This window comes from Anaeromyxobacter sp. SG17 (genome assembly GCF_022690695.1).
GTDB lineage: Bacteria > Myxococcota > Myxococcia > Myxococcales > Anaeromyxobacteraceae > Anaeromyxobacter > Anaeromyxobacter soli.
Genome location: NZ_JALCYX010000004.1, coordinates 86,606 through 106,259 on the forward strand (window position 1 = coordinate 86,606; position 19,654 = coordinate 106,259).

Genomic DNA, 19,654 nt, shown 5'->3' on the forward strand with positions numbered 1-19,654 from the left:
GCGCGCAAGGTCCACGCCTGCGGCTCCAGGAGCTCTACGCGCCGGTCTTCCCGCCGAGGTAGGCCGCCTGCACCTTCGGATCGGACGCGAGGGTCGCGGCCGGGCCCTCGAGCACGATCCGGCCGACCTCCATCACGTAGCCGCGGTGGGCGAGCTTGAGCGCCGCGCGGGCGTTCTGCTCCACCAGCACCACCGTCACGCCCGTCTGCTCGTTGATCTCGCGCAGCGTGCGGAAGATGGCCTTCACGAGCAGCGGGGCGAGGCCGAGGGACGGCTCGTCGAGGAGGAGCACGCGCGGCTTCGCCATCAGGGCCCGCCCGATGGCGAGCATCTGCTGCTCGCCGCCGGAGAGGGTGCCGGCGAGCTGCAGCCGGCGCGTCTCGAGGACCGGGAAGAGCTTGTAGATCCAGGCGGCGGTGGCGGCGATCTCGTCCTTGTCGGAGCGGGTGAACGCCCCGAGGACGAGGTTCTCCCGCACGGTCAGCGTGCCGAAGATGCGCCTGCCCTCCGGCGCCTGGGCGATCCCGAGCCGCACCCGCTCGTGCGCCGGGATGCCGGCCGCCGGCTTGCCGTCGTAGCGGATCTCGCCGCCCGAGGGGCGCAGGAGGCCGCTGATGGCGCGGAGGGTGGTGGACTTCCCGGCGCCGTTCGCGCCGAGGATGCTGACGATCTCGCCCTGCCGGACGGCGAGGTCGATGCCGTGCAGGGCCTCGACGTTGCCGTACTTGACCCGCAGGCCGCGCGTCTCGAGGAGCGGCGCGTCCACTAGACCTCCTCCGTGCCGAGGTACGCCTCGATGACCCGCGGGTTCACCTGGATCGCGGCCGGGGAGCCCTCGGCGATCTTCTGTCCGTACTCGAGCACCACGATGTGCTCGCAGGCCCGCATCACGAGGCTCATGTCGTGCTCGATGAGCAGGATGGTGATGCCGCGCGCCCGGATCCGGCCGATGAGGCCGATGAGCTCCTCGGTCTCCTGCTCGTTCATCCCGCCTGCCGGCTCGTCCAGGATCACGAGCCGCGGGTCCGCGGCGAGCGCCCGGGCGATCTCGAGGCGCCGCTGGTCGCCGTAGGCGAGGTTCTTCGCGAGCTCCATGGCGCGCCCGCGCAGGCCGACGAAGGCGAGCTCGTCCACCGCCCGCGCCGCGGCCTCGCGCTCCTCGCGGACCTGCCAGGGCGGGCGGAGGAGCGCGCCGAGCGCGCCGCTCCGCGTGCGGCAGTGGCGCCCGGCGAGGACGTTCTCGACGGCCGAGAGCTGCTGGAAGAGCCGGACGTTCTGGAAGGTGCGGGCGATCCCCGCCTGCACGATCTTGTGCGTCCGCATCCGGTCGATCGCCCGGTCCTGGAAGCGGATCGTCCCGTGGTCGGCGCGGTAGTTGCCGGTGATGAGGTTGAAGGTGGTGGTCTTCCCGGCGCCGTTCGGCCCGATGAGGCCGACGACCGAGCCTGCCTGGACGTCGAACGTGACGTCGCTCACGGCGGTGAGCCCGCCGAAGCTCTTCGTGACGCCGCGGACCTCGAGCAGCGCGCTCACGACGACGCTCCTGCCCGGCGCACGTCGGACTCCTTGAAGCGGAGGAGCCGGAACGGGAGGAGCCCCTGGGGCCGGACGACCATCATCACCATCATCACGAGGCCGAAGACGAGCATGCGCGCGCTCGCGAAGCCGCGGAACACCTCGGGGAGCACCACCACGAGCACCGCGCCCACGATGACGCCGGGGATGGAGCCCGAGCCGCCGAGGATCACCATGAGGAAGAGGACCACCGACTCCCAGAACCCGAACGACTCGGGGGAGATGATGGTCATCTTCGCGGCGTAGAGGGTGCCGGTCATGCCGGCCCAGGCGGCGCCGAGCGCGAAGGCGAGCAGGCGGTAGCGGGCGGTGTTCACGCCGCTGCCCTCGGCGGCGACGGGGTCCTCGCGGAGGTAGTTGAGGGCGCGGCCGAAGCGCGACTGCTCGAGGCGGTGGAACAGGAGCACGGTGACCGCCACGAAGGCCCAGATCAGGTAGAGGAACTCGTGCGGGCGGCGGATCTTGTAGCCGAACACCATCGGGCGGGAGATGCCGAAGATCCCGTTCGCCCCGCCAGTGAGCCCGAACACGTCGTTCACGAGCGCGATCCGCACGATCTCGCCGAGCCCGATGGTCACCACGAGCAGGTAGTCGCCGCGCAGGTGGACGACGGGACGGGCCACCAGCGCCGCGAAGACCGCCGCCACCACGGCGCTCGCCGGGAGCGTCCAGAGGATCGGGATCTGGTACCTCGTGTTGAGGATCGCGGCGGTGAAGGCGCCCACCGCGTAGAACGCCGCGTGCCCCATGTTGAAGAGCCCCGCGTCGCCGAGGATGAGGTTCAGGCTCAGCGCCAGGAGGACGTAGAGCCCGACGCTGTTCAGCACGTCGAGCCAGTACGCGTCGAGGAAGCGGGGCGCCGCCACGATGAACGCGGCCGCGAGGGCGTACCCGACCGCGAGGCGGGTGGTGGTCCGGGCCGCCATCAGACCTTCTCCGCCACGCGCTCGCCGAGCAGGCCGGACGGACGCACGATGAGGATGAGGATGAGCACGAGGAAGGCGAACGCGTCCTTCCAGGCGATGGAGAGGTAGGCCGCGCCGAGCGCCTCGACGACGCCGAGCAGGAGCCCGCCCACCATCGCGCCGGGGATGTTGCCGATCCCGCCCAGGATGGCGGCGGTGAACGCCTTCATCCCGTAGATCCAGCCCATCGTGAAGCTGATCTGGCCGTAGTAGAGCCCGACGAGGAGGCCCGCCCCGCCGCCGAGGGCGGGGCCGATCACGAAGACGATCGTGACCACCTTGTTCACGTCGATGCCCATGAGCCGCGCCGCGCCCTGGTCGATGGCGGCGGCCCGGATGGCGGTGCCGACCTTGGTCTTCTGCACGAACAGGTAGAGGGCCGCCATGATGGTGACGGACACCAGCACGACCGCGAGGCGCATCACCGGCATCTGCTGGCCGAGGAACGAGACCGTCGTCTGCGGGAGGACGTCCGGGTAGACCTGGTACCGGGCGCCGTAGACGAGCATGAGGGCGTTCTGGAGGAAGATCGAGGCGCCCAGCGCCGAGACCACCGCCGACAGGCGCGGCGACTCCCGCAGCGGCCGGTAAGCGGCCCGCTCCAGGATCACCCCGATGACGGCGACGAGCCCCATCACCATCACCGCCAGCACGACGAGCGCGAGCGCGAGGCCGAGGTGATCGTGGAGGAGGAACGACGTGAGGAGCGTCATCCCGAGGTACGCGCCGTAGGTGAAGAGGTCGCCGTGCGCGAAGTTGATGAGCCGGAGCACGCCGTACACCATCGTGTACCCGAGCGCGATCAGGGCGTAGATGCTCCCGACCGCGAGCCCGTTCGTCACCTGCTGGAAGAATTGCTCCATGAAGTCTGTCGGCTCCGGAGGTCGAGCGGGGCCCCTTGCGGCGGGGCCCCGCTCCGGGTTGCAGGACTACTTCTGCAGGACGAAGTTGCCGGCCGCGTCCACCGCGTACACGCGGTACAGCTCGCCGACCCGGTCACCCTTGTCGTTGAAGGCGATCTTGCCGGTGAAGCCCGGGAAGTCCTTGAGCTGGCCGACGAGGTACGCCCGCAGCTTGTCGGCGTCCGTCGACTTCGTCGCCTCGATGGCCTTCGCGACGACGCGGAAGCCGTCGCCGGCGAGGACGCCGTAGATCGAGCTCGGGGCCTCGCCATACTTCTTCTGGTAGCTCGCCACGTAGGCCTTGGCCTCGGGCGTGTCGAGGTCCTTCGGGACGGGCGGCGAGAGGAACTGGAACCCGGCCGCGGCGTCCTTGCCGGCGATCTTGACGAGGTCGGGGTTGTTGATCGCGTCGCCGCCGATGAACGGGACCTTCCAGCCCATCTGCTTCTTCTGCTTCAGGAGCAGGCCGGCCTCGGGGTAGTAGCCCGTGAAGAACACGACGTCCGGCCCGGCCGCCTTGAGGCGCGTGAGGATGGCCGAGTAGTCCTGCTCCTTGGGCGTGAGGGCGTCGAAGAAGGCGATCGGGATGTTGCGCTTCTTGAGGATCGCGGCGATCTCGTCCGCGAGCCCCTTCGAGTAGGCGGAGCTGTCGTGGAGCAGCGCGACCTTCTTCGCCTTCAGCTTCTCGAGGGTCGCGGCGCCGACGCGCCCCTGCTCGTCGTCGCGCGGGCAGGTCCGGAAGAAGTGCTTGAGCCCCTTCTCGGTGAGCCGTACGGCGGTGGAGCCGTTCGCCACCTGGATGACGCCGGCCTCGTCGAGGATGTTCTGGGTCGCCTCGGTCACCGCCGAGCCGTACGTGCCGATGACGGCCACGACGCCGCGGGTGGTGAGCCGCTGCGCGGCGAGGGCCGCGGTCCGCGGATCGCCGCCGTCGTCCTCCAGCACCACCTCGATCTGCTTGCCGAGCAGGCCCCCGCGCGCGTTCTGCTCCGCGGCGAGCAGCTCGACGTTGCGCTTCATCTCCTGGCCCTCGCTGGCCCAGGAGCCGGTCATCGGGGCCATCAGCCCGATCTTGACCGTGTCCGCCGCGCGGGCGGATCCGAATGCGAGCAGGGACATCGCGACAGCGAGTCTCATCGGCTTCGTCATGTGTCCTCCTTTGAACCCGGGGAGGCGACATCTCAGCACCAGTCGGGCGCCCTCCGGTAGCGGAAACGCGTGAGGGGGCCCGTTCCGACCGGCGGTCGCGGGGTCCGGGGGTCGTCATCCCCTCGCGCCCGAGCCCGGGGCGGGTTGGTTCCGCATCGCCCGCCAGGAGGGTTTCTTGTAGGTTGCGGCGCACTGCGTCGGGCGGCACGTCGCGGCCCGGCGGCTCAGGAGAACGAATGCAGGGCATCGGAACCGTCGTCAACGTCGGCGCCATCGTCGCCGGGACCGGGGTCGGGCTGCTCTTCGGCCGGCTGATCCCGGAGCGCGTCCGCTCGACCGCCATGGCCGCCATCGGGCTGTCGGTGCTCGGGGTCGGGCTGCAGATGGCCCTCGATCCGCGCGTCGACGCGACGAAGCTGGCCCACGCGGGCGCCGGGCCGTTCCACCCCAACCCGCTCGTCGTCATCGGCGGGCTGGTGGTGGGAGGGATCGCGGGCGAGCTGCTCCAGCTCGAGCTGCGGCTGGAGCGCTTCGGCATCTGGATGCAGTCCTTCGCGCGGCGGGCGCCCGCCACGGCGGGCCACGCCGCGCCGCAGGGCCATGACCTCGTCGAGGGGTTCGTGACGGCGTCCTTGCTGTACTGCGTCGGAGCCATGGCCGTGATCGGCTCGATCCAGGACGCCGCCGGCCAGCCCGACGTGCTGTTCGTCAAGGCGCTGCTCGACGGTGTCACCTCCATCGTGCTCGCCTCCACGCTGGGTCCGGGGGTGGGACTCTCGGTGCTGCCGCTCGCGCTCTACCAGGGTGGCATCACGGCCGCCGCGAGCGGCGTGGCCGCCTACCTCACGGTCCCGGTCCTCGCGACGCTCACCTCGGCCGGCGGCCTGCTCATCGCCGCGATCGGCCTCGATCTCACCGGCATCAAGCGGCTGCCGGTGGGCAACCTCCTCCCCGGCGTGTTCGTCGCGGCCGTGCTCGCCTACGTCGTGCCCTGAGCGGCGCACGCGCGCCGTTTCTTCACGCTGTGGCTGCCGTTCACGCTCCGGAACCGCCCGCCGTCACGGCGATTTCGGCGCGTTTTCACGCGCTGAATAGCGCTGCGCGGCGGCGCGTCGGCAGGGCATGAACGCGACGACGATCCGGCGGCCCAGGGCGCTCCTCCTCGACGACGACGCGAACGTGCTCCGGCTCCTCGGCGCGGCCCTGGAGGCGCGCGGCTTCGAGGTGCGCGCCGCGGCGGATGCGACGAGCGGCCTCGGCCTCCTCCTCGACGAGCTCCTCGACCTCGACGTGCTCGTCGTCGACTCCGCGCTGCCCGGCCGCGACGCCGTGTCGTTCGTCCACCTCGTCCGCCACGCCGGAGGCGAGCGCGACCTCGGCATCGTGGTCCTCGCCGCCGGCGCGGCGCGGGGGCTCTGCGAGCAGCTCCTCGCCCTCGGCGCCGACGCGGTCGTGGACCGCGCGCTCGGACCCGCGGCCGCGGCGGAGGCCGTCGGCGCGGTCGCCTCGCGGCGCGCGCAGCCGGCGCCCCTCCGGGCAGCGGACGAGGTGCACCCTGCGGCGCGCGGCACGCTCGTCGTCTCGACCGTCGCTGCGCCTGCGCCTCGCCAGCGGCTGGCAGATCGCCGTCGGGGTTTCACCCCTGCACTTCGGATCGCGTGCGCCACCGCGGGCGGCCTCGCAGCAGTCGCCGTGGCGCGGTGATCCGGTCGGGGGACCTTCGCCGCTACGCCGCCGCGCCTGCGAAGAACGCCTCGACGCGCTCGACGAAGGCGCGCGGGTGGCTCGCGTGCGGCACGTGGCCGGCGCCGGTGAAGGTGTGGCGCGTCGCATGCGGCAGCGCCGGGGCGAGCCGGTCCAGGATCGGGCCGAACAGCGGCGGGCTGCGGTCCCCCTGCGTGAGCAGCACCGGCCCGGGGAAGGCGCGGAGCGCGGAGAGGTCGAGGTCGAGCGCGTCGGGATCCTCGATCTCGGCGAGGAAGGAGGGCGCGTTCCGGAGGAAGGCCTCGCGCGCCGGCGGCGGGAGCCGGTCCCAGGTGCCCGGGCCGAGGGCGATCTCGTCGATGAACGTGCGCGCCGCGTCGGAGGGCCGTCCCGCGCGGAGGAACGCCTCGATGCGCGGGTACGCCTCGCGGAACGCGCGCAGGGCCGGCGCGGACGGGGCGTGATCGTCGAGCAGACGCACGAGGGGAGGCTCGTGCACGGCGAGCGAGCGGAATCGATCGGGGTGGAGCGAGGCCGTGCGGAGCGCGATCGACGCGCCGTAGGAGCTCGCGAGCACGTGCACGGGACCGAGGTGGAGCGCCTCGACGAGCGCGGCGAGGTCCGCCACGTGATCGTGGACCGTGGCCGGGCGGTCGCGGGCGGCGGAGCGGCCGTGGCCGCGCCGGTCGTAGGCGACGACTGCGCGCCGCTCGGCCAGCGCGGGCGCCACCGCGTCCCAGCCGTGGTGGTCGCCCCAGGAGCCGTGGACCAGCACGACGGGCTCGCCCGCTCCGCGAATCGTGTGGAACAGCCGCAACCCGCCCGCGTCGCTCGCCATCGCGCGATGGTAGCGCCGCCGCCGCCGGGAAGCACGGGAGGCGCGCGAGGCCCCGGCGATCGGTACTCCGCGGGCGCAGGACGCCGGTCGCGCATCACGCGCTCCCCTGGAACGACGGCGGGCCCGCGATCGCGCTCGCGGGCCCGCCGGGGTCACTGCTCGCTCCGCGTCTAGCCTGCGGTCGGCTCGTGGCTGAACATCGTCAGGATGGGCTCGCTGAGCTGCCAGGCGCGCCCGCCGCGGATGTAGCTCTCGAGCTGGTCGATGCTCCACTGCTTCTCCTCGACCACGAGGTCGACGAGGTCCAGCATGGAGATGACGCCCACGATCTCGCCGCCCTCCTTCACGGCGAGGTGGCGGGTGTGGCCGGTGCGCATGAGCTGGGCGCACTCGCGGTCGGTCGCCTGCGGCGAGACGGACGGCAGGTCGGCCCGCATGACCTGGCAGAGCGTCGTGTGGCAGGCGTGGGCGCCGCCGCCCATCGCGGAGACCAGGTCGCGCTCGGTGACGAGGCCGACGAGCTTCGCGCCGCGGCGGACGCCCACCGAGCCGACGCCGCGCTCGGCCATGAGGCGCGCGGCCTCCCGGCAGGTGGCGGACTCGTCGAGGGAGACGACGCCGCGAACGACTCGATTCTGGATGCAGGCCATGACTGGGTTTCCTCCGCGGGCGCGGCCGGGGGAGGAGGGGCCCGGTGCGCCACGTCGAGCATCATGGGCGCGGCCGCCGCGAACGCGTCGTCGCAAGAATGGATGAGCCATAACCTCCGCTGATGGACCGCTCCTCGGAACCGCGGTCCCCTGATATGCTCGCCGCCGATGAGCAGGCTCGACCCCAGGAAGCTCGAGACGTTCCGCGTCGTCGCGCAGACGCGGAAGATCTCCGCCGCGGCGAAGCTCCTCCACCTCTCGCAGCCCGCGGTGACCGCGCAGATCCGCGCGCTCGAGGAGGAGTGCGGGCGCGCCCTGCTGCTCAGGTCTTCGAAGGGCGTGGCGCCGACCGACTGGGGCCTGCGGCTCCTCGAGGCGGCGAAGCAGGTGCACGAGGTCCTCGGCGCCGTGGAGACGGAGTTCCAGGGAGAGACCGCCGTCGGCGAGGAGGTGGTGATCGGGGCGAGCATGACGACCGCCGCCTACGTCGTGCCCCCGCTCGTGGCGGGCTTCCGCGCCATCCACGGGCGGGTGCCGTTCCGCATCCAGGTGAGCAACACGGCGCGCGTGCTCGAGTGGGTCGCCGAGGGGAGGGTGCCGCTCGGGATCGTCGAGGGGCGCCAGCGCTCGCCGCGCGTTCACCTCGAGCCCTACCTCGAGGACGAGCTCGTGGCCGTCGCGGCCAGCGCCGCGCGCGATCTCTGCGGCATCGCGCGCGCCGCGGATCTCGCGAAGGTCCCGCTCCTCCTGCGGGAGCCGGGCTCCAACACCCGCGCCGTCGTCGAGGAGGCGCTGACGCGCGTGCTGGGATCGCGGCTGGTGCGCCGCTCGGAGCTCCTGTTCGGCTCGAACCAGTCCATGAAGATGGCGGCCGTGGCCGGCCTGGGCGTCGCGTTCGTGTCGCGCTGGAGCGTGCAGCTCGAGGTCGCCGCCGGGACGCTCCGCGTGCTGCCGCTGCGGGACCTGCGCCTCGTCCGGTCGTTCTCGTGGGCCACGGCGTCGCGCCAGCTCCACGGAGCCGCCGGCCGCTTCGAGGCGTGGGCGCGACGCAACCCGCCGGCGCGACCGTAGGAGGTCTCGGGCAGAGTGCCCTTCGGTGTTCGCCTGCGCGGGTCTCACGCGGCCGGCGCGGGGTGAGTAACGATGCAGCGTCGTCTGCGCGCCGGGCAGGGAGGCCGCGATGAGCGCGAACGAGCCGATCCTCGTGGCGGCGGTGCAAGCCCTCGAGCTCTCGCTCCCCGGCGGCCCCTCACCGGGCGTCGCGACGCCGGACGCCTGGGCCACGCGCCGCGACGCCGCGCAGGCGGCGGCGATCGTCGCTGGGGTGGTGGGCGTGCCGGCGCTGGTCGCGGCGGCCGCCGTGCTGGCGCTGTTCGCGATGACCGCGGTGGTGCTGCTCGCGCCGGTCGTCGCGGCGGTGCTCACGTGGGTCGCCTGGAAGGCGAACCGGCCGGCGCGGCGCTGATCCTCCGGGGGCGCGGCTACGCCTGCCGGGAGCGTGGCGCGGCCGCGAGCAGCCGCTCCAGCGTCTCGACCGCGACCGGCTTCGCGAGGTGCCGGCTGAAGCCCGCCTCCGCCGCGAGCCGCCGGTCCTCGGGCAGCGCGTAGCCGGTCACCGCCACGAGGAAGGTCGCGCCGAGCGTCGGGTCCGCGCGGATCGCGCGCGCGACCTCGTAGCCGCTCATCACCGGCAGGCCGATGTCGCAGAGCACGACCTCCGGCCGCAGCGCGCGGGCCCGCTCCACGCCGGCGGCGCCGTCGTGGGCCACCGCGACCTCGTGACCCCACATGAGCAGCAGCTCGCGGAGGGTCTCCGCCGCGTCGATGTTGTCCTCGATGACGAGCACGCGCAGCGGGCCAACCGCGGCGACCGGCGCCGGCGGTTCGTGGCGCGGGCTGCCGCCGTCCGGCGGCGCGAGCGGCAGGCGAACCACGAGCTCCGCGCCGCGGCCGGCCCCACCGCTGCGGGCCTCCACGGACCCGCCGTGGAGCTCGACGAGCCCCTTCACGAGCGAGAGCCCCAGGCCCAGCCCGCCCCGCGAGCGGTGCAGGCTGTCGTCGGCCTGGGTGAACGGCTCGAACACGCGGTCGAGCATCTCGACGTCGATGCCGGCGCCGTCGTCCCGCACCCGCAGCAGAATCCCCGCCCTCGCGCCCGTGTCGCGCTCGAGCGTGACCTCGACGTGGCCGCCGCGATCCGTGAACTTCGCGGCGTTCTGCAGCAGGTTCCCGATCACCTGCGCGACGCGGGTCGCGTCGGCGTCGAGCCAGGCCGGGCCCTCCGGGAGGCTGACCTCGACCGCGATCTCGCGGGAGGCGAACAGCGTGCGGTGGTCCTCGACGGTCCGGCGGACCAGGTCGCCGAGCTCGACGCGCGATCGCCGGAGGAGGATCTTCCCGCGCGTGATGCGGGTCACGTCGAGCAGGTCGTCCACGATGCGCGTCAGGTGCACGACCTGACGATCGAGGATCGCCCTCGCGCGCGCGGCCTCGTCTCCGCAGGGGTCCACGCGCGCGAGCAGCGACAGCGCGTTGCGGATCGGCGCGAGCGGGTTCCTGAGCTCGTGCGAGAGCACGCCGAGGAACTCGTCCTTGCGGCGGTCCGTCTCCCGCAGGAGCGCGTTGCTGCGGCGCAGCTCCTGCTCGGCGCGGTCCACCCTGTCCTTCTCCTCGAGGAGCCTCCGCTGCGTCCGCTGGAGCTGCCGGACGGCGGCGACGATGGCGAGCGACGCGACGGTGAACGCGGCGAGGCGCGCGACCTCCTGGTGCGAGCGAAAGGGCTCCTGGAAGAATCTCCAGAAGCCGAGGCCGACGATCGCGGTGAACGCCAGCGCCGGCCCGGGCCCGAGGAAGTACACGACGAGAGAGACGCCCGCGACGGGGAGGCTGAAGACGAAGCCGTGGAGGAGATCCTCGAGGGCGCCGCTCGCGGCGAGCAGGGCCGCGGCGCAGCCCACCGCGAACGCGTACCGGAGCGCGTGCGCGCTCCAGGTCGGCGGCTCGTCCGGGTGGACCTCGGGCGGCTCCTCCACGGGCGGCGAATGCAGGTCCGGCGCCTGCGCCGAGCGCTCCGCCGCGATGGGCGCCGACGGCGCTGCAGAGTGCGCATGCCTCGTCATGACCGTTCAACGGACCGTACCATCTGCGCAGCCAGACGAGAGAGAGGGGTCCCGCGAGGCGATCCCCTCCAGGGCCGCAAGGCAGGTCGATCCTGGACCGGCGAGCCGGGCGAGTGCGGCCCGACTCGGGGGAGACGGGGTCTCGCCTCGAGGTGCCCTCGAAGGCTCGCGCGGCTAAGAAGGGCGGGAGGAGGGACGAGCCATGTTCGCGACGACGATTCGCTTCACCCTGCCGGCGGACACGGACTGGGAGCGGCTCCGGCAGATCGCGATCCGGCGCGCGTTCGATCTGTATCGCGGGATGCCTGGGCTCCACGCGAAGGCGTTCATCTTCGCGCCGGAGCGGGGCGAGTACGGCGGCAACTACGTGTGGGAGACGCAGGACGACGCCGAGGCGTTCCTGCGCTCCGACGCCTGGCGCACGGCGATCTCGATGTACGGGGAGCCGCGCGTCGAGCGCGCGGAGATCTGCGCGTACGTCGAGGACGGCGACCTGGTGTTCCCGCCGGACTACGACCTCATGCCCTCCGTGTCGCAGGGCGAGGGCGCCTCACCGAGCCCCCCGGCCTGACCCGCGTCCGGGAGGGTTCACCAGAGCTCGGCGAGCAGGTCGCGCCACGCCGCGCGCTCGCGGGCGGGCTCGACGAGCGGGCGCGCGCGCTCCACGCCGGCCCGGAGGGCGGCCGCGAGCGCGGCGTCCTCCTCCGCGCGGAGGAGCAGCTCCGCGAGCGCGCCGGCGTCGCCGACCGGGAAGAACCCGGGGTAGTCCGGGCCGAGCACGCCCACCGACCCGTCCACGCGCGTGGAGAGCACCGGTACGCGCGACGCGAGCGCCTCCGATACGGCGTTCGAGCCACCCTCGAGCCGCGAGGTCACGAGGAGCAGCGCGCTGCCGGCGAGCGTGGCGAGCGCGTCGGAGCGGCGGCGCTCGCCGAGCCAGCGGTAGCGGCCGTTCTCCTCCGTCTCGAGCCGGGCGCGCGTGTCCGCGCCCGGGTCGAGCGCGGCGCCGAGGTGGACGAGCTCGACGCGAGAGCGGGCCGGGAGGCGCCGCACCGCGTCCGCGGCGAGGAACGCGTTCTTCACCGCGCGGATGTGCGCGAGCAGGCAGACCCTGAACACGCCGGGCGGCGCCGGCGCCGGCCTGGCGGGGTGCGCCGACTGGAAGATCGTGCGCGCCTTGTGCCGGACCTCGGGCGGCAGCGCCTCCATCCCGAGCGGCTGGAGAAGGGTGAGGCGCGTCGCGAACTCGAGCGAGCGGCGGGCGAGGGGCGACGCGGGGAGATCCTGGTACAGGTCCGTCCCGGCGAGCCCGACGACGAGCGGCGCGTCGGGCCGGGCTTCCCGGTAGCGCACGACGGACGGGTGGCTCTTCGTGGCGTGGAGCGCGACGAGGAGGTCGCACCGCTGGCCCGTCCAGGCCTCGGCGAGCCCGACGTGGTGGCCGAGCGCGCGGAGCTGCCCGGCCCAGCGCAGCGCGGTGACGCGGTTGCCCTTGTGCGAGCCGCGCGGGGCTGGGGTGGTGACGAGGATGTTCACGGTGTCCGTCGCCTCGGGGATGCCGTCATGCGGCGCACGTGCGGAATCCGGCCCAGAGGTCGCGTCGATCGGGCGTGTAGAAGTTGCGGAAGGTGTTCGAGACGAGGCGCGCCGGGGTGGCGAAGCTGCCGCCGCGCAGCACCTTGTGCGTGCCGAACCAGGGCTGAGAGTACTCGCGATACGGGTCGGGCGCGAAGCCGGGGTAGGGCACGAAGTCGCTCGCCGTCCACTCCCAGACGTTCCCCACGAGCTGCCGGCAGCCGAAGGCGCTGTCTCCCGCGGGGAGCGCCGCGACGTCCACGGCGTGCAGCCGGCGGGCGCCGAGGTGCGCGCGCCGGGGGTCGGGCGGCGCGTCGCCCCACGGGAAGCGCCGCTTCGTGCGCGAGAGGTGCCCGTCGGGCCCGGGCTCGCCCGCGGCGGCCGCCTCCCACTCGGCCTCGCTCGGGAGCCGCCGCCCGGCCCAGCGGCAGAAGGCCTCCGCCTCGAACCAGCTGACGTTCACCATCGGTCGATGCGGCTCCAGCGGCACCCAGCGGTCGAAGTCGCGCCGGACGAGCTGCCCGTCCCTGCGCTCCCAGTAGGCGGGCCCGTCCACCCCCGCCGCCGAGCGCCAGCGCCAGCCCGCCTCGCTCCACGCCTCGCGCCGGCGGTAGCCGCCGTCCTCCACGAACTCGGCGAAGCGGGCCTGCGTGACGGGCGCCCGGGAGATCCGGAAGGGCGCGAGCTCGACGGGGTGCGCCCACTTCTCGTTGTCGAACACGAAGCCGTCCCCGCGCTCGGCGCCGAGCCGGAGCTCGCCCCCCGGCACGGCGACGTCCCCCGGCAGATCGCCGGTCTCCCGGGGCGCCGCGGGCGCCTCGCCGGAGAGCGGAGGCGGTGCGTACCCGAGCGTCTGTCGCGTGAAGGCCATCGCCTCGAAGTGCATGTCCTCGTGGAAGACGCTCAGCGCGACGAAGTAGGGGTCCGCCTCGCCGCGCGCGGCGAGCGTCGCCACGCGCGTCTCGACGTCCCGCAGGTAGGCCGTGGTCTCGGCGAAGCCGGGCAGGGGGAGGTCCCAGCGCGTGTCGTGCGCGACGGCGGACGAGTCGTAGAGGGCGTCGGCGTCGGCGCGGAGGGGCGCGCTGCCGGCCGCGTGGCGCAGCACCCAGCGCTCCTGGAACCAGGCGACGTGCCCGAGCTCCCACAGGGGCGGGTTCACGATGGCGAGCCGCGGCCCGAGGAGCTGCGCCTCGGACAGCGCCGACGCGAGCTCCAGGGTGCGACGCCTGGCTTCGGCGATGGATCCGACGAGCCGGTGCGTCCTCATCCGGGAGATGTAGCGCGCCTGTGGCCGCCGGGCTCGGAGAGCCCTCGCTTGGGGTCAGGCGAGCAGGAGCCTGCGCCACGCGTCCGCGAGCCAGACCTCGAACCGCTCCGGCGACCAGCCCCGATCGCCGACGAGCAGGAGGTACAGCTCGGGCGCGTTCGTCGCCCAGATGATGTCCGCCGCCTCGTCCACGCCGAGCGCGGGCCGGAGCGCACCGGTCTCGGCGAGATGCGCGGCGAGCAGGCGCATGTTCCGCGCGCGGCGCGCCGAGATCTCGCTCCAGAGCTCGGCCACCTCGGGGTGCGCGGCCGCGGCCGCCTGGATCGCGCGCACGAGCGGCGCGAGCCGCTCGTGGATGCGCCGGATCGCGGCGGCGTAGAGGGCGAGCTTGCGGGCGGGGTCCGGCTCCGCCTGGATCGCGCGCACGTAGTCCCGCTGCTCCGCCGGCACGGGCGCGTCGACGCCGGAGATCGCGCGCTCGAGCAGGAGCCGCATGAGCGCGGGCTTCCGCCCGACCGAGGCGTAGACCGTGTCGAGCGCGACCCCGGCCTCGCGGGCGACGTCCGCCATCGCGGTCGCGCCGTAGCCGCGGCTCGTGAACAGCCGCTGGGCCGACTCGAGGATGTCGTGCCGGGTCCGCTCCGCGGCCTCGCGGCGACGCGTCGCGTCGTAGCGCCTGCGCTTGCGCCGAGGTCCCATCGTCACTACCTCGAATATTAATCCGAGGTCGCTTCGGATGAAAGGAAGGCGCTCCCATGGCGTACGCGTTCACGCAGGACGTCCCCATCGGCATGGAGGTCTACCGGCAGATCCGCGCGGAGCTCGGCGACCGGCCGCCGCCCGGGCTCGTCGTGCACGTGGTGATCGAGCTGGAGAAGGGCCTCCGCTACCTCGACGTGTGGGAGTCGCAGGAGGCGTACCGACGCTTCGTCGAGACGACCCTCCACCCGATCGTCGCGCGCGTGCTCGCGCGGGCAGGCGTCGCGCGCGCGGGGGAGCCCACGACCCAGCCGATCACCGTGCGGGAGGTCTGGGCCGGCGCGCCGCTCCCGGCCTGACCCGCCCGCGGCGATCACGCCGGCCTCTCGAGTGACTCCGCGAGCGCGAGCAGGAGCGCCGCCCCATCCCCACGCCAGGCGGCCCCGTGCATGCACGCGAGCGTGCGCGGTGAGGTCGCCGCGAGCCGCTCGAGCGTGGCGCGCGTCGCGGGGGCGTGCGCCCAGTAGTCGAGCGCGGCGCGCAGCGCCTCGGAGGGCCCGAGGATGTCCTCCTCGGTGAGCGGAGGGGGGCTCGCGCCTGGCTGGGTGAAGAGGTCGCCGCAGAGGAGCGTCCGCGTGGTCGTCTCCGAGAGGAACCCGCAGTCCCAGCCGTGAGGCACGTGGGGCGCGTCATGCCACACCACCTCGTGACGGCCGAGCGACAGCCGCTCGCCGTCGGGGAGCGGGCGCGGCGGGCGGATCGCGAGGTCGCCGACCGAGGTCATCGCGCCGATCGTGCTGCAGGCAGCCTCTGCCTGCGGGGCCGCGGCGAGGAGCTCGTTCAGCGCGCCACACTCGTCCTGCTCGAAGTGCGAGAAGGCGATCCAGCGGAGCCGCTCGACGGGCATGACCCGGGCGATCGCGGCGCGGACCGCCGGGAAGAGCCGGCGGAGGCCGGTGTGGAACAGGAGCGGCGCGTCGTCCACCACGAGGTACTGGTTGAAGGTGAAGCCGCCCGGAATGGCCGGGACGGAGGTGCTGATCCGGTGGATGCCGTCCGCGATCTCGTCGATGCGGGTCTCGAGCTCGCTCATCTCGCGCTCCCCCTCGCCGCCGCCTCGCGGCGGCCGCTCATGGTCGCGGAGCGAGGCGTCGCTCGGTGGACGCGTAATGGCGCGCGCCCGTGCGAGCACGGTCGAGGCGCCTCGTTTCGCTCGGGGGGCGGAGCCCCGGACGCGCCGGAGGGTCCGCAGGGAGCCGCCGCTCTCCGGAGGGGGCTCGCCGTCCGGTCTCCACGGGGACCTGGCCGGCGGGCGGACGGTCCGGCGATCGGATGAGGACCGCAGGCCGGCCCGCGTCGCCGCGAGCCGGCCTGCGCGCCCTCGTTCGTGGCTACGGCACCACGTTCACGTCGTCGTTGCCGGCGATCGCCTGCCCCAGGTAAGTGCGCCCCTGGAGCGCCGCGGACGTGGACGTCGTCGTGAGCTGGAGCGCCTCGGTCTGGACCTGCACGACGAGGTCCAGGAGCCCGTCACCGTTCACGTCCTCGGCGGACGCGGAGGGCGTCCCGTTGCCGCGCAGGACGATGGGCGAGCTCGCGAGCGTCACGGTGAGCGGATCCACCGTCGTCGCGTCGAACATCGGGCTGCTGAGGATGGCGACCGGCACGACGCCGTTCGAGCCGAGGTTGATGCTGTTCGGGGAGCTGCCCGGCTTGATGTCCACGCCGACGATGATCGTGCTCGCGGAAGGGAGGACCGAGATCGACCCGATCGTGATGATGTTGTTGCCGTTGTTCGACTCCGCGACCCGGTTGTCCCAGTCGATGAGGCCGATCACGGGCCACGAGAGCGGCACGAAGTCCGCGGGGAGGGGCGTCGGGATGGTCAGCGTGACCTGTGCCCCCGCGGCGAGGCCGGGCACGGAGACGTAGCCGAGCCACCAGTCGTCGTCCGACTCGTCGCAGGTGGTGCGGCGCGTGCAGACGTTGCCGTCGCGCGTGAGCACGATGCTCACGCTGAACGCCTTCGAGTCCCCGGCGCCCTGGTTCACGATGGTGACGGTCACCGGGACCGTGTCGCCCTGCGCGGCCGAGGCGGGGAACGAGACCGGCCCGAAGGTCAGGTCCGGCAGGCCGATGGTGAGCGGCCGGGAGGTGGAGTTGTTGGACTCGTCGCTCTCCGGGACCGCCCCGGTGCCGTCGGCGGTGGCGCGAATGAGGTACGAGCCCTCCGTGAGGTTGGACGGGAGCGTGTAGGTGGTGCTCACCGTCTGCTGCCCGCCGGCCGCGAGCGCGCCGACCTGGAAGTTGCCGAGCGACACCAACATCGTGCCGGTGCTGGCAGAGACGAGGGTGAGCGAGAGGGCGGACGGATTCGCGTTCCCGGCCCCCTGGTTCACGACCGTGGCGCTCACGGTGATCGTCTGGAGCGTGCCGGCGGCGGACGGCGCCGCGACGGAGGAGACGGCGAGATCGGGGGCGTTGACCTGGATCGCCACCGCGGCGGTGTCGTTCGCCGGATTCGGGTCGAGCACGCCGGCGGCGGAGGCCGCCCTGACGATGAGGTACGCGGGGCCGGAGACGGCGGCGGCGTAGGCGGAGACCGTGCAGTTCGCCGTCAGCGTCTGCTCGGCGCCGGGGTCGAGGGTCGCGAGGGCGGAGGTGCAGGTCTGCACGTCGTTGGAGGAGAGGACCGGATCGCTGGAGAGGTAGCCGTACAACCAGACGTACCCCTGCGCGCCCGGGCCGACGTTCCGGACGGTCACCGCGTAGGAGAGCTGCTGCAGGGTGCTCGCGGCCGCCGGGGCCACGATCCCGGTCACCGCGAGATCCGAGCTCATGGCCTGGAAGCTCTGCAGCCGATCGTTGCCGGAGTCGGCGACGACGACGCGGGCCCCGCCCCGGTCGAACGCGATGCCCGAGGGCGACGCGAGCTGGCCCGCCTCCGCGCCCGGCGTGCCGAACGCGGTCTCGAAGGCGCCGGACGGCGCGAAGACCTGCACGCGGGCGTTGCCGCTGTCCGCCACGTAGACGTTGCCGCCGGCGTCCACCTCCACGCCGGTGGGCCGCTGGAGCTGCCCCTCGGCGGTGCCGGTCCCGCCGAAGTCGAAGACCCCGTTCCGCGAGGCGACGATCCGGTCGTTCCCGGTGTCCGCGACGTAGATCGAGCCGTCGGGGCCGAGCGCGATGTCGGTCGGGGAGTCGTACTGGCCCGGTCCGCTGCCGTGGCCGCCGTTCGGGACCGGCGGGAAGTCCTGTCCGTAGTCGGCGAGCATCATGACCGCGATGCGGTGATTCCCGGTGTCCGCGACGTACAGGAACATGTCGTCGCACGCGACGCCGTGCGGAGCGTTCATGCCCCCGTACACGGCGGAAAGGTTCCCGGCCGTGTCGAACACCTGGACGCGGTTGTTGTTCGTGTCGGCGACGAAGACGGTCGGCTCGCAGACGGCGATGCCGGTCGGGCCGTCGAGCTGCCCGTTCGCGCTGCCGAGGCTCCCCCACGCGCGCAGGAACTGGCCGTCGCGCGAGAAGACCTCCACGCGCGCGTTGGCGGTGTCGGTCACGTAGACGTTGCCGGCGCTGTCCACCGCCGCGCCCGAGGGCGCGTCGAGCTGGCCCGCGCCCGCGCCGGAGCTGCCGATCTGGGCGATGAAGTCGCCGGGCGCCGCGGAGGCGGTGCCGGCGAGCGCCAGCGCCGCGAGGTAGACCATCCATCGAGAGCTCATCGTCGAGACCCCTTTCGCGCGCCGCCCTTGCGGCGCCTGCCGACGTTCACGGTCGGTGTCCGGCGTATACCGTGCCTGCTCTCACGGACGCCTACCCCGAACGCGTTTGCTGTGGGTCAATGTTCGCGCACCGTGCGGCGAAAAGCCGCGCCGTCCCGACGCGCGACTTTGCCCCCGGACAACCGCTGGAAGAAGGCGGGCGAGCGCTCGACAGAGCAGGGTGGCCGCCCGATCAGGCAGGCGCCCGTTCCCGCGCCCGTTGCCCTTGCGCCGCGCGCGTCGAGTCGCCACGGTTCGGCGAAGGGGGCGACGAACCGTGATCCAGCAGCAGGAAGCTCAACCGGGGGCCGAGACCTCGACCGCCGGAGTCGAGGAGCACGAACCGCGCCTCGACCCCCGAGCGAGCGTGCTCGTGGTGGAGGACGAGCACGAGCTGCGCGAGCTCATCGCGCGCTGGCTCGAGAGCAAGAGCTACCACGTGGTCGAGGCGGCCGACGGGCAGGACGCGGTCGAGCTGCTCGAGGCGGGCCTCGAGCCCGACGTGATCCTGCTCGACCTGACGATGCCGCGGATGGACGGTCGGGCCTTCCTGGACTGGCTCCGCTCGGAGCCCAAGCACCGCGACCGACGGGTGATCGTCGCGAGCGCCTACCTCGAGGACGAGCCGGCCCTCGACGCGGACCGGACCTTCGCGAAGCCGTTCCGGCCCGACCTGCTCGAGCGCGAGCTCGCGCGGCTCGTCTCGGGAGATTGAAGCCCGCTACCCGAGATACGCCGCGAGCAGCCGCTCGTCGCGGCGCAGCTCGGCGGGGGTGCCCTCGATGGCGATGCGGCCGCGCTCCATCACGTAGGCGTAGTCGGCCACCTCGAGCGCCGTCTTCGCGAACTGCTCGACGAGCAGCATCGTCATGCCCTCCGCCTTGAGCTGGCGGATCGTGCGGAAGACCTCCTGCACGATCACCGGCGCGAGCCCCATCGAAGGCTCGTCGAGCAGCATCACCTTGGGCCGTGCCATCAGGGCCCGGCCGATGGCGAGCATCTGCTGCTCGCCGCCCGAGAGGGTCCCGGCGAGCTGCCTGCGCCGCTCGCGCAGGCGCGGGAAGAGCCCGTACACGCGCTCGAGATCGGCCGCCGCCCGGCGGCGGAAGCCGAAGAAGCGCGGCAGCCGGCCGTAGGCGCCGAGGAGCAGGTTGTCCTCCACGCAGAGCGTGCCGAACACCTTGCGCCCCTCCGGCGCGTGCGCGAGCCCGAGCCGGGCGATCCGCGACGCCGGGAGGCCGCCGACGGGCTCCCCGTCGAGGAGCACGCGGCCGCGCGCCGGCCGGATGAGCCCCGAGATGGCGCGCATCGTCGTGGTCTTGCCCGCGCCGTTCGCGCCGATGAGCGCGACCACCGTCCCGGGCTTCACGGCGAGCGAGGTCCCGAGCAGCACCTCGCTCAGGCCGTACCCCGCGTACACGTCCTCCACGAGCAGCATCGCGCT

The 19,654-nt window shown here is 73.4% G+C and carries 21 protein-coding genes; 7 read left to right on the plus strand and 14 right to left on the minus strand.

What is annotated here, in order from left to right:
- Nucleotides 1-34: 34 nt before the first annotated feature.
- The 5 genes from MNY60_RS03235 to MNY60_RS03255 form a co-directional block, all read right to left on the minus strand.
- The gene (locus MNY60_RS03235) at nucleotides 35-766 is read right to left on the minus strand and encodes an ABC transporter ATP-binding protein (RefSeq protein ID WP_242333662.1); all 732 of its coding nucleotides are present in this window, start codon (nucleotides 764-766) and stop codon (nucleotides 35-37) included.
- Nucleotides 766-1,533 (minus strand): ABC transporter ATP-binding protein, encoded by a 768-nt coding sequence (locus MNY60_RS03240; RefSeq protein WP_242360023.1) that lies wholly within the window; start codon nucleotides 1,531-1,533, stop codon nucleotides 766-768. The genes MNY60_RS03235 and MNY60_RS03240 overlap by 1 nt, the downstream gene beginning before the upstream one ends.
- Entirely contained in the window at nucleotides 1,530-2,501 is a 972-nt protein-coding gene (locus tag MNY60_RS03245; RefSeq protein WP_242360024.1) for a branched-chain amino acid ABC transporter permease, read from the minus strand. Before MNY60_RS03245 ends, MNY60_RS03240 begins: the two co-directional genes overlap by 4 nt.
- A complete protein-coding gene (locus tag MNY60_RS03250; RefSeq protein WP_242333653.1) occupies nucleotides 2,501-3,403 on the minus strand; it encodes a branched-chain amino acid ABC transporter permease in 903 nt (300 codons plus the stop codon). The genes MNY60_RS03245 and MNY60_RS03250 overlap by 1 nt, the downstream gene beginning before the upstream one ends.
- 66 nt (nucleotides 3,404-3,469) lie before the next feature.
- The gene (locus MNY60_RS03255; RefSeq protein WP_242355699.1) at nucleotides 3,470-4,561 is read right to left on the minus strand and encodes a branched-chain amino acid ABC transporter substrate-binding protein; all 1,092 of its coding nucleotides are present in this window, start codon (nucleotides 4,559-4,561) and stop codon (nucleotides 3,470-3,472) included.
- A gap of 266 nt (nucleotides 4,562-4,827) precedes the next feature.
- On the opposite strand from MNY60_RS03255, the gene MNY60_RS03260 reads away from it, so the two are divergent.
- Both MNY60_RS03260 and MNY60_RS03265 read left to right on the plus strand, forming a co-directional pair.
- Complete coding sequence (locus tag MNY60_RS03260) at nucleotides 4,828-5,586, plus strand: DUF554 domain-containing protein (protein WP_242333647.1); 759 nt, start codon at nucleotides 4,828-4,830, stop codon at nucleotides 5,584-5,586.
- 127 nt (nucleotides 5,587-5,713) lie between these two features.
- The gene (locus MNY60_RS03265) at nucleotides 5,714-6,295 is read left to right on the plus strand and encodes a response regulator (RefSeq protein WP_242333644.1); all 582 of its coding nucleotides are present in this window, start codon (nucleotides 5,714-5,716) and stop codon (nucleotides 6,293-6,295) included.
- A 22-nt stretch (nucleotides 6,296-6,317) separates the two neighbouring features.
- On the opposite strand, the gene MNY60_RS03270 is transcribed toward MNY60_RS03265, so the two are convergent.
- Complete coding sequence (locus tag MNY60_RS03270; RefSeq protein ID WP_242333641.1) at nucleotides 6,318-7,133, minus strand: alpha/beta fold hydrolase; 816 nt, start codon at nucleotides 7,131-7,133, stop codon at nucleotides 6,318-6,320.
- A gap of 170 nt (nucleotides 7,134-7,303) precedes the next feature.
- On the minus strand, nucleotides 7,304-7,783 hold the full coding sequence (locus MNY60_RS03275) for a cyclic nucleotide-binding/CBS domain-containing protein (protein WP_242333638.1): 480 nt from the start codon (nucleotides 7,781-7,783) through the stop codon (nucleotides 7,304-7,306).
- Between the two features lie 168 nt (nucleotides 7,784-7,951).
- Between MNY60_RS03275 and MNY60_RS03280 the strand changes: the two genes are divergently transcribed.
- Complete coding sequence (locus tag MNY60_RS03280; protein ID WP_242360025.1) at nucleotides 7,952-8,854, plus strand: LysR substrate-binding domain-containing protein; 903 nt, start codon at nucleotides 7,952-7,954, stop codon at nucleotides 8,852-8,854.
- A gap of 109 nt (nucleotides 8,855-8,963) precedes the next feature.
- Nucleotides 8,964-9,248 carry a hypothetical protein gene (locus MNY60_RS03285; protein WP_242360026.1) on the plus strand — a complete coding sequence of 95 codons (285 nt, stop codon included), beginning with the start codon at nucleotides 8,964-8,966 and terminating at the stop codon, nucleotides 9,246-9,248.
- A gap of 16 nt (nucleotides 9,249-9,264) precedes the next feature.
- Here MNY60_RS03285 and MNY60_RS03290 read toward each other — a convergent pair whose 3' ends face one another.
- Nucleotides 9,265-10,902, minus strand: a complete 1,638-nt coding sequence (locus MNY60_RS03290) for an ATP-binding protein (protein WP_242360027.1) — start codon at nucleotides 10,900-10,902, stop codon at nucleotides 9,265-9,267.
- Between the two features lie 202 nt (nucleotides 10,903-11,104).
- On the opposite strand from MNY60_RS03290, the gene MNY60_RS03295 reads away from it, so the two are divergent.
- On the plus strand, nucleotides 11,105-11,473 hold the full coding sequence (locus MNY60_RS03295; RefSeq protein ID WP_242333626.1) for a DUF4865 family protein: 369 nt from the start codon (nucleotides 11,105-11,107) through the stop codon (nucleotides 11,471-11,473).
- Nucleotides 11,474-11,490: 17 nt separating this feature from the next.
- Here the strand turns inward: MNY60_RS03295 and senB are convergent, their stop codons facing one another.
- From senB to MNY60_RS03310, 3 genes are read right to left on the minus strand one after another with little or no spacing between them, the layout of a single operon-like run.
- A complete protein-coding gene (senB, locus tag MNY60_RS03300) occupies nucleotides 11,491-12,438 on the minus strand; it encodes a selenoneine biosynthesis selenosugar synthase SenB (protein ID WP_242360028.1) in 948 nt (315 codons plus the stop codon).
- A 25-nt stretch (nucleotides 12,439-12,463) separates the two neighbouring features.
- Nucleotides 12,464-13,744: a selenoneine synthase SenA gene (gene senA / locus MNY60_RS03305; RefSeq protein ID WP_242360029.1), complete on the minus strand. Its 1,281-nt coding sequence runs from the start codon at nucleotides 13,742-13,744 to the stop codon at nucleotides 12,464-12,466.
- A gap of 54 nt (nucleotides 13,745-13,798) precedes the next feature.
- Nucleotides 13,799-14,443, minus strand: coding sequence for a TetR/AcrR family transcriptional regulator (locus MNY60_RS03310; protein WP_242360030.1), 645 nt, complete (start codon nucleotides 14,441-14,443; stop codon nucleotides 13,799-13,801).
- A 56-nt stretch (nucleotides 14,444-14,499) separates the two neighbouring features.
- Here MNY60_RS03310 and MNY60_RS03315 point away from each other — a divergent pair, with 56 nt between their 5' ends.
- Entirely contained in the window at nucleotides 14,500-14,802 is a 303-nt protein-coding gene (locus MNY60_RS03315; RefSeq protein ID WP_242360031.1) for a hypothetical protein, read from the plus strand.
- A gap of 14 nt (nucleotides 14,803-14,816) precedes the next feature.
- Here the strand turns inward: MNY60_RS03315 and MNY60_RS03320 are convergent, their stop codons facing one another.
- Nucleotides 14,817-15,536 carry an MBL fold metallo-hydrolase gene (locus MNY60_RS03320; protein ID WP_242360032.1) on the minus strand — a complete coding sequence of 240 codons (720 nt, stop codon included), beginning with the start codon at nucleotides 15,534-15,536 and terminating at the stop codon, nucleotides 14,817-14,819.
- A gap of 298 nt (nucleotides 15,537-15,834) precedes the next feature.
- A complete protein-coding gene (locus tag MNY60_RS03325; RefSeq protein ID WP_242333609.1) occupies nucleotides 15,835-18,171 on the minus strand; it encodes a CARDB domain-containing protein in 2,337 nt (778 codons plus the stop codon).
- A 316-nt stretch (nucleotides 18,172-18,487) separates the two neighbouring features.
- Here MNY60_RS03325 and MNY60_RS03330 point away from each other — a divergent pair, with 316 nt between their 5' ends.
- Entirely contained in the window at nucleotides 18,488-18,925 is a 438-nt protein-coding gene (locus MNY60_RS03330) for a response regulator (protein ID WP_242333606.1), read from the plus strand.
- Nucleotides 18,926-18,931: 6 nt separating this feature from the next.
- Here the strand turns inward: MNY60_RS03330 and MNY60_RS03335 are convergent, their stop codons facing one another.
- Nucleotides 18,932-19,648, minus strand: a complete 717-nt coding sequence (locus MNY60_RS03335; protein WP_242333602.1) for an ABC transporter ATP-binding protein — start codon at nucleotides 19,646-19,648, stop codon at nucleotides 18,932-18,934.
- Nucleotides 19,649-19,654 lie beyond the last annotated feature (6 nt).

What these genes read in the sequence shown, in the direction of transcription:
- MNY60_RS03320 (WP_242360032.1), bottom strand. Translation starts at nt 15,536, where the DNA reads ATGAGCGAGCTCGAGACCCGCATCGACGAGATCGCGGACGGCATCCAC.
- MNY60_RS03335 (WP_242333602.1), bottom strand. Translation starts at nt 19,648, where the DNA reads ATGCTGCTCGTGGAGGACGTGTACGCGGGGTACGGCCTGAGCGAGGTG.
- MNY60_RS03270 (WP_242333641.1), bottom strand. Translation starts at nt 7,133, where the DNA reads ATGGCGAGCGACGCGGGCGGGTTGCGGCTGTTCCACACGATTCGCGGA.
- MNY60_RS03280 (WP_242360025.1), top strand. Translation starts at nt 7,952, where the DNA reads ATGAGCAGGCTCGACCCCAGGAAGCTCGAGACGTTCCGCGTCGTCGCG.
- MNY60_RS03325 (WP_242333609.1), bottom strand. Translation starts at nt 18,171, where the DNA reads ATGAGCTCTCGATGGATGGTCTACCTCGCGGCGCTGGCGCTCGCCGGC.
- senA (WP_242360029.1), bottom strand. Translation starts at nt 13,744, where the DNA reads ATGAGGACGCACCGGCTCGTCGGATCCATCGCCGAAGCCAGGCGTCGC.
- MNY60_RS03290 (WP_242360027.1), bottom strand. Translation starts at nt 10,902, where the DNA reads ATGACGAGGCATGCGCACTCTGCAGCGCCGTCGGCGCCCATCGCGGCG.
- MNY60_RS03275 (WP_242333638.1), bottom strand. Translation starts at nt 7,783, where the DNA reads ATGGCCTGCATCCAGAATCGAGTCGTTCGCGGCGTCGTCTCCCTCGAC.
- MNY60_RS03260 (WP_242333647.1), top strand. Translation starts at nt 4,828, where the DNA reads ATGCAGGGCATCGGAACCGTCGTCAACGTCGGCGCCATCGTCGCCGGG.
- MNY60_RS03285 (WP_242360026.1), top strand. Translation starts at nt 8,964, where the DNA reads ATGAGCGCGAACGAGCCGATCCTCGTGGCGGCGGTGCAAGCCCTCGAG.
- MNY60_RS03250 (WP_242333653.1), bottom strand. Translation starts at nt 3,403, where the DNA reads ATGGAGCAATTCTTCCAGCAGGTGACGAACGGGCTCGCGGTCGGGAGC.
- MNY60_RS03315 (WP_242360031.1), top strand. Translation starts at nt 14,500, where the DNA reads ATGGCGTACGCGTTCACGCAGGACGTCCCCATCGGCATGGAGGTCTAC.
- MNY60_RS03265 (WP_242333644.1), top strand. Translation starts at nt 5,714, where the DNA reads ATGAACGCGACGACGATCCGGCGGCCCAGGGCGCTCCTCCTCGACGAC.
- MNY60_RS03310 (WP_242360030.1), bottom strand. Translation starts at nt 14,443, where the DNA reads ATGGGACCTCGGCGCAAGCGCAGGCGCTACGACGCGACGCGTCGCCGC.
- MNY60_RS03255 (WP_242355699.1), bottom strand. Translation starts at nt 4,561, where the DNA reads ATGTCCCTGCTCGCATTCGGATCCGCCCGCGCGGCGGACACGGTCAAG.
- MNY60_RS03245 (WP_242360024.1), bottom strand. Translation starts at nt 2,501, where the DNA reads ATGGCGGCCCGGACCACCACCCGCCTCGCGGTCGGGTACGCCCTCGCG.
- MNY60_RS03295 (WP_242333626.1), top strand. Translation starts at nt 11,105, where the DNA reads ATGTTCGCGACGACGATTCGCTTCACCCTGCCGGCGGACACGGACTGG.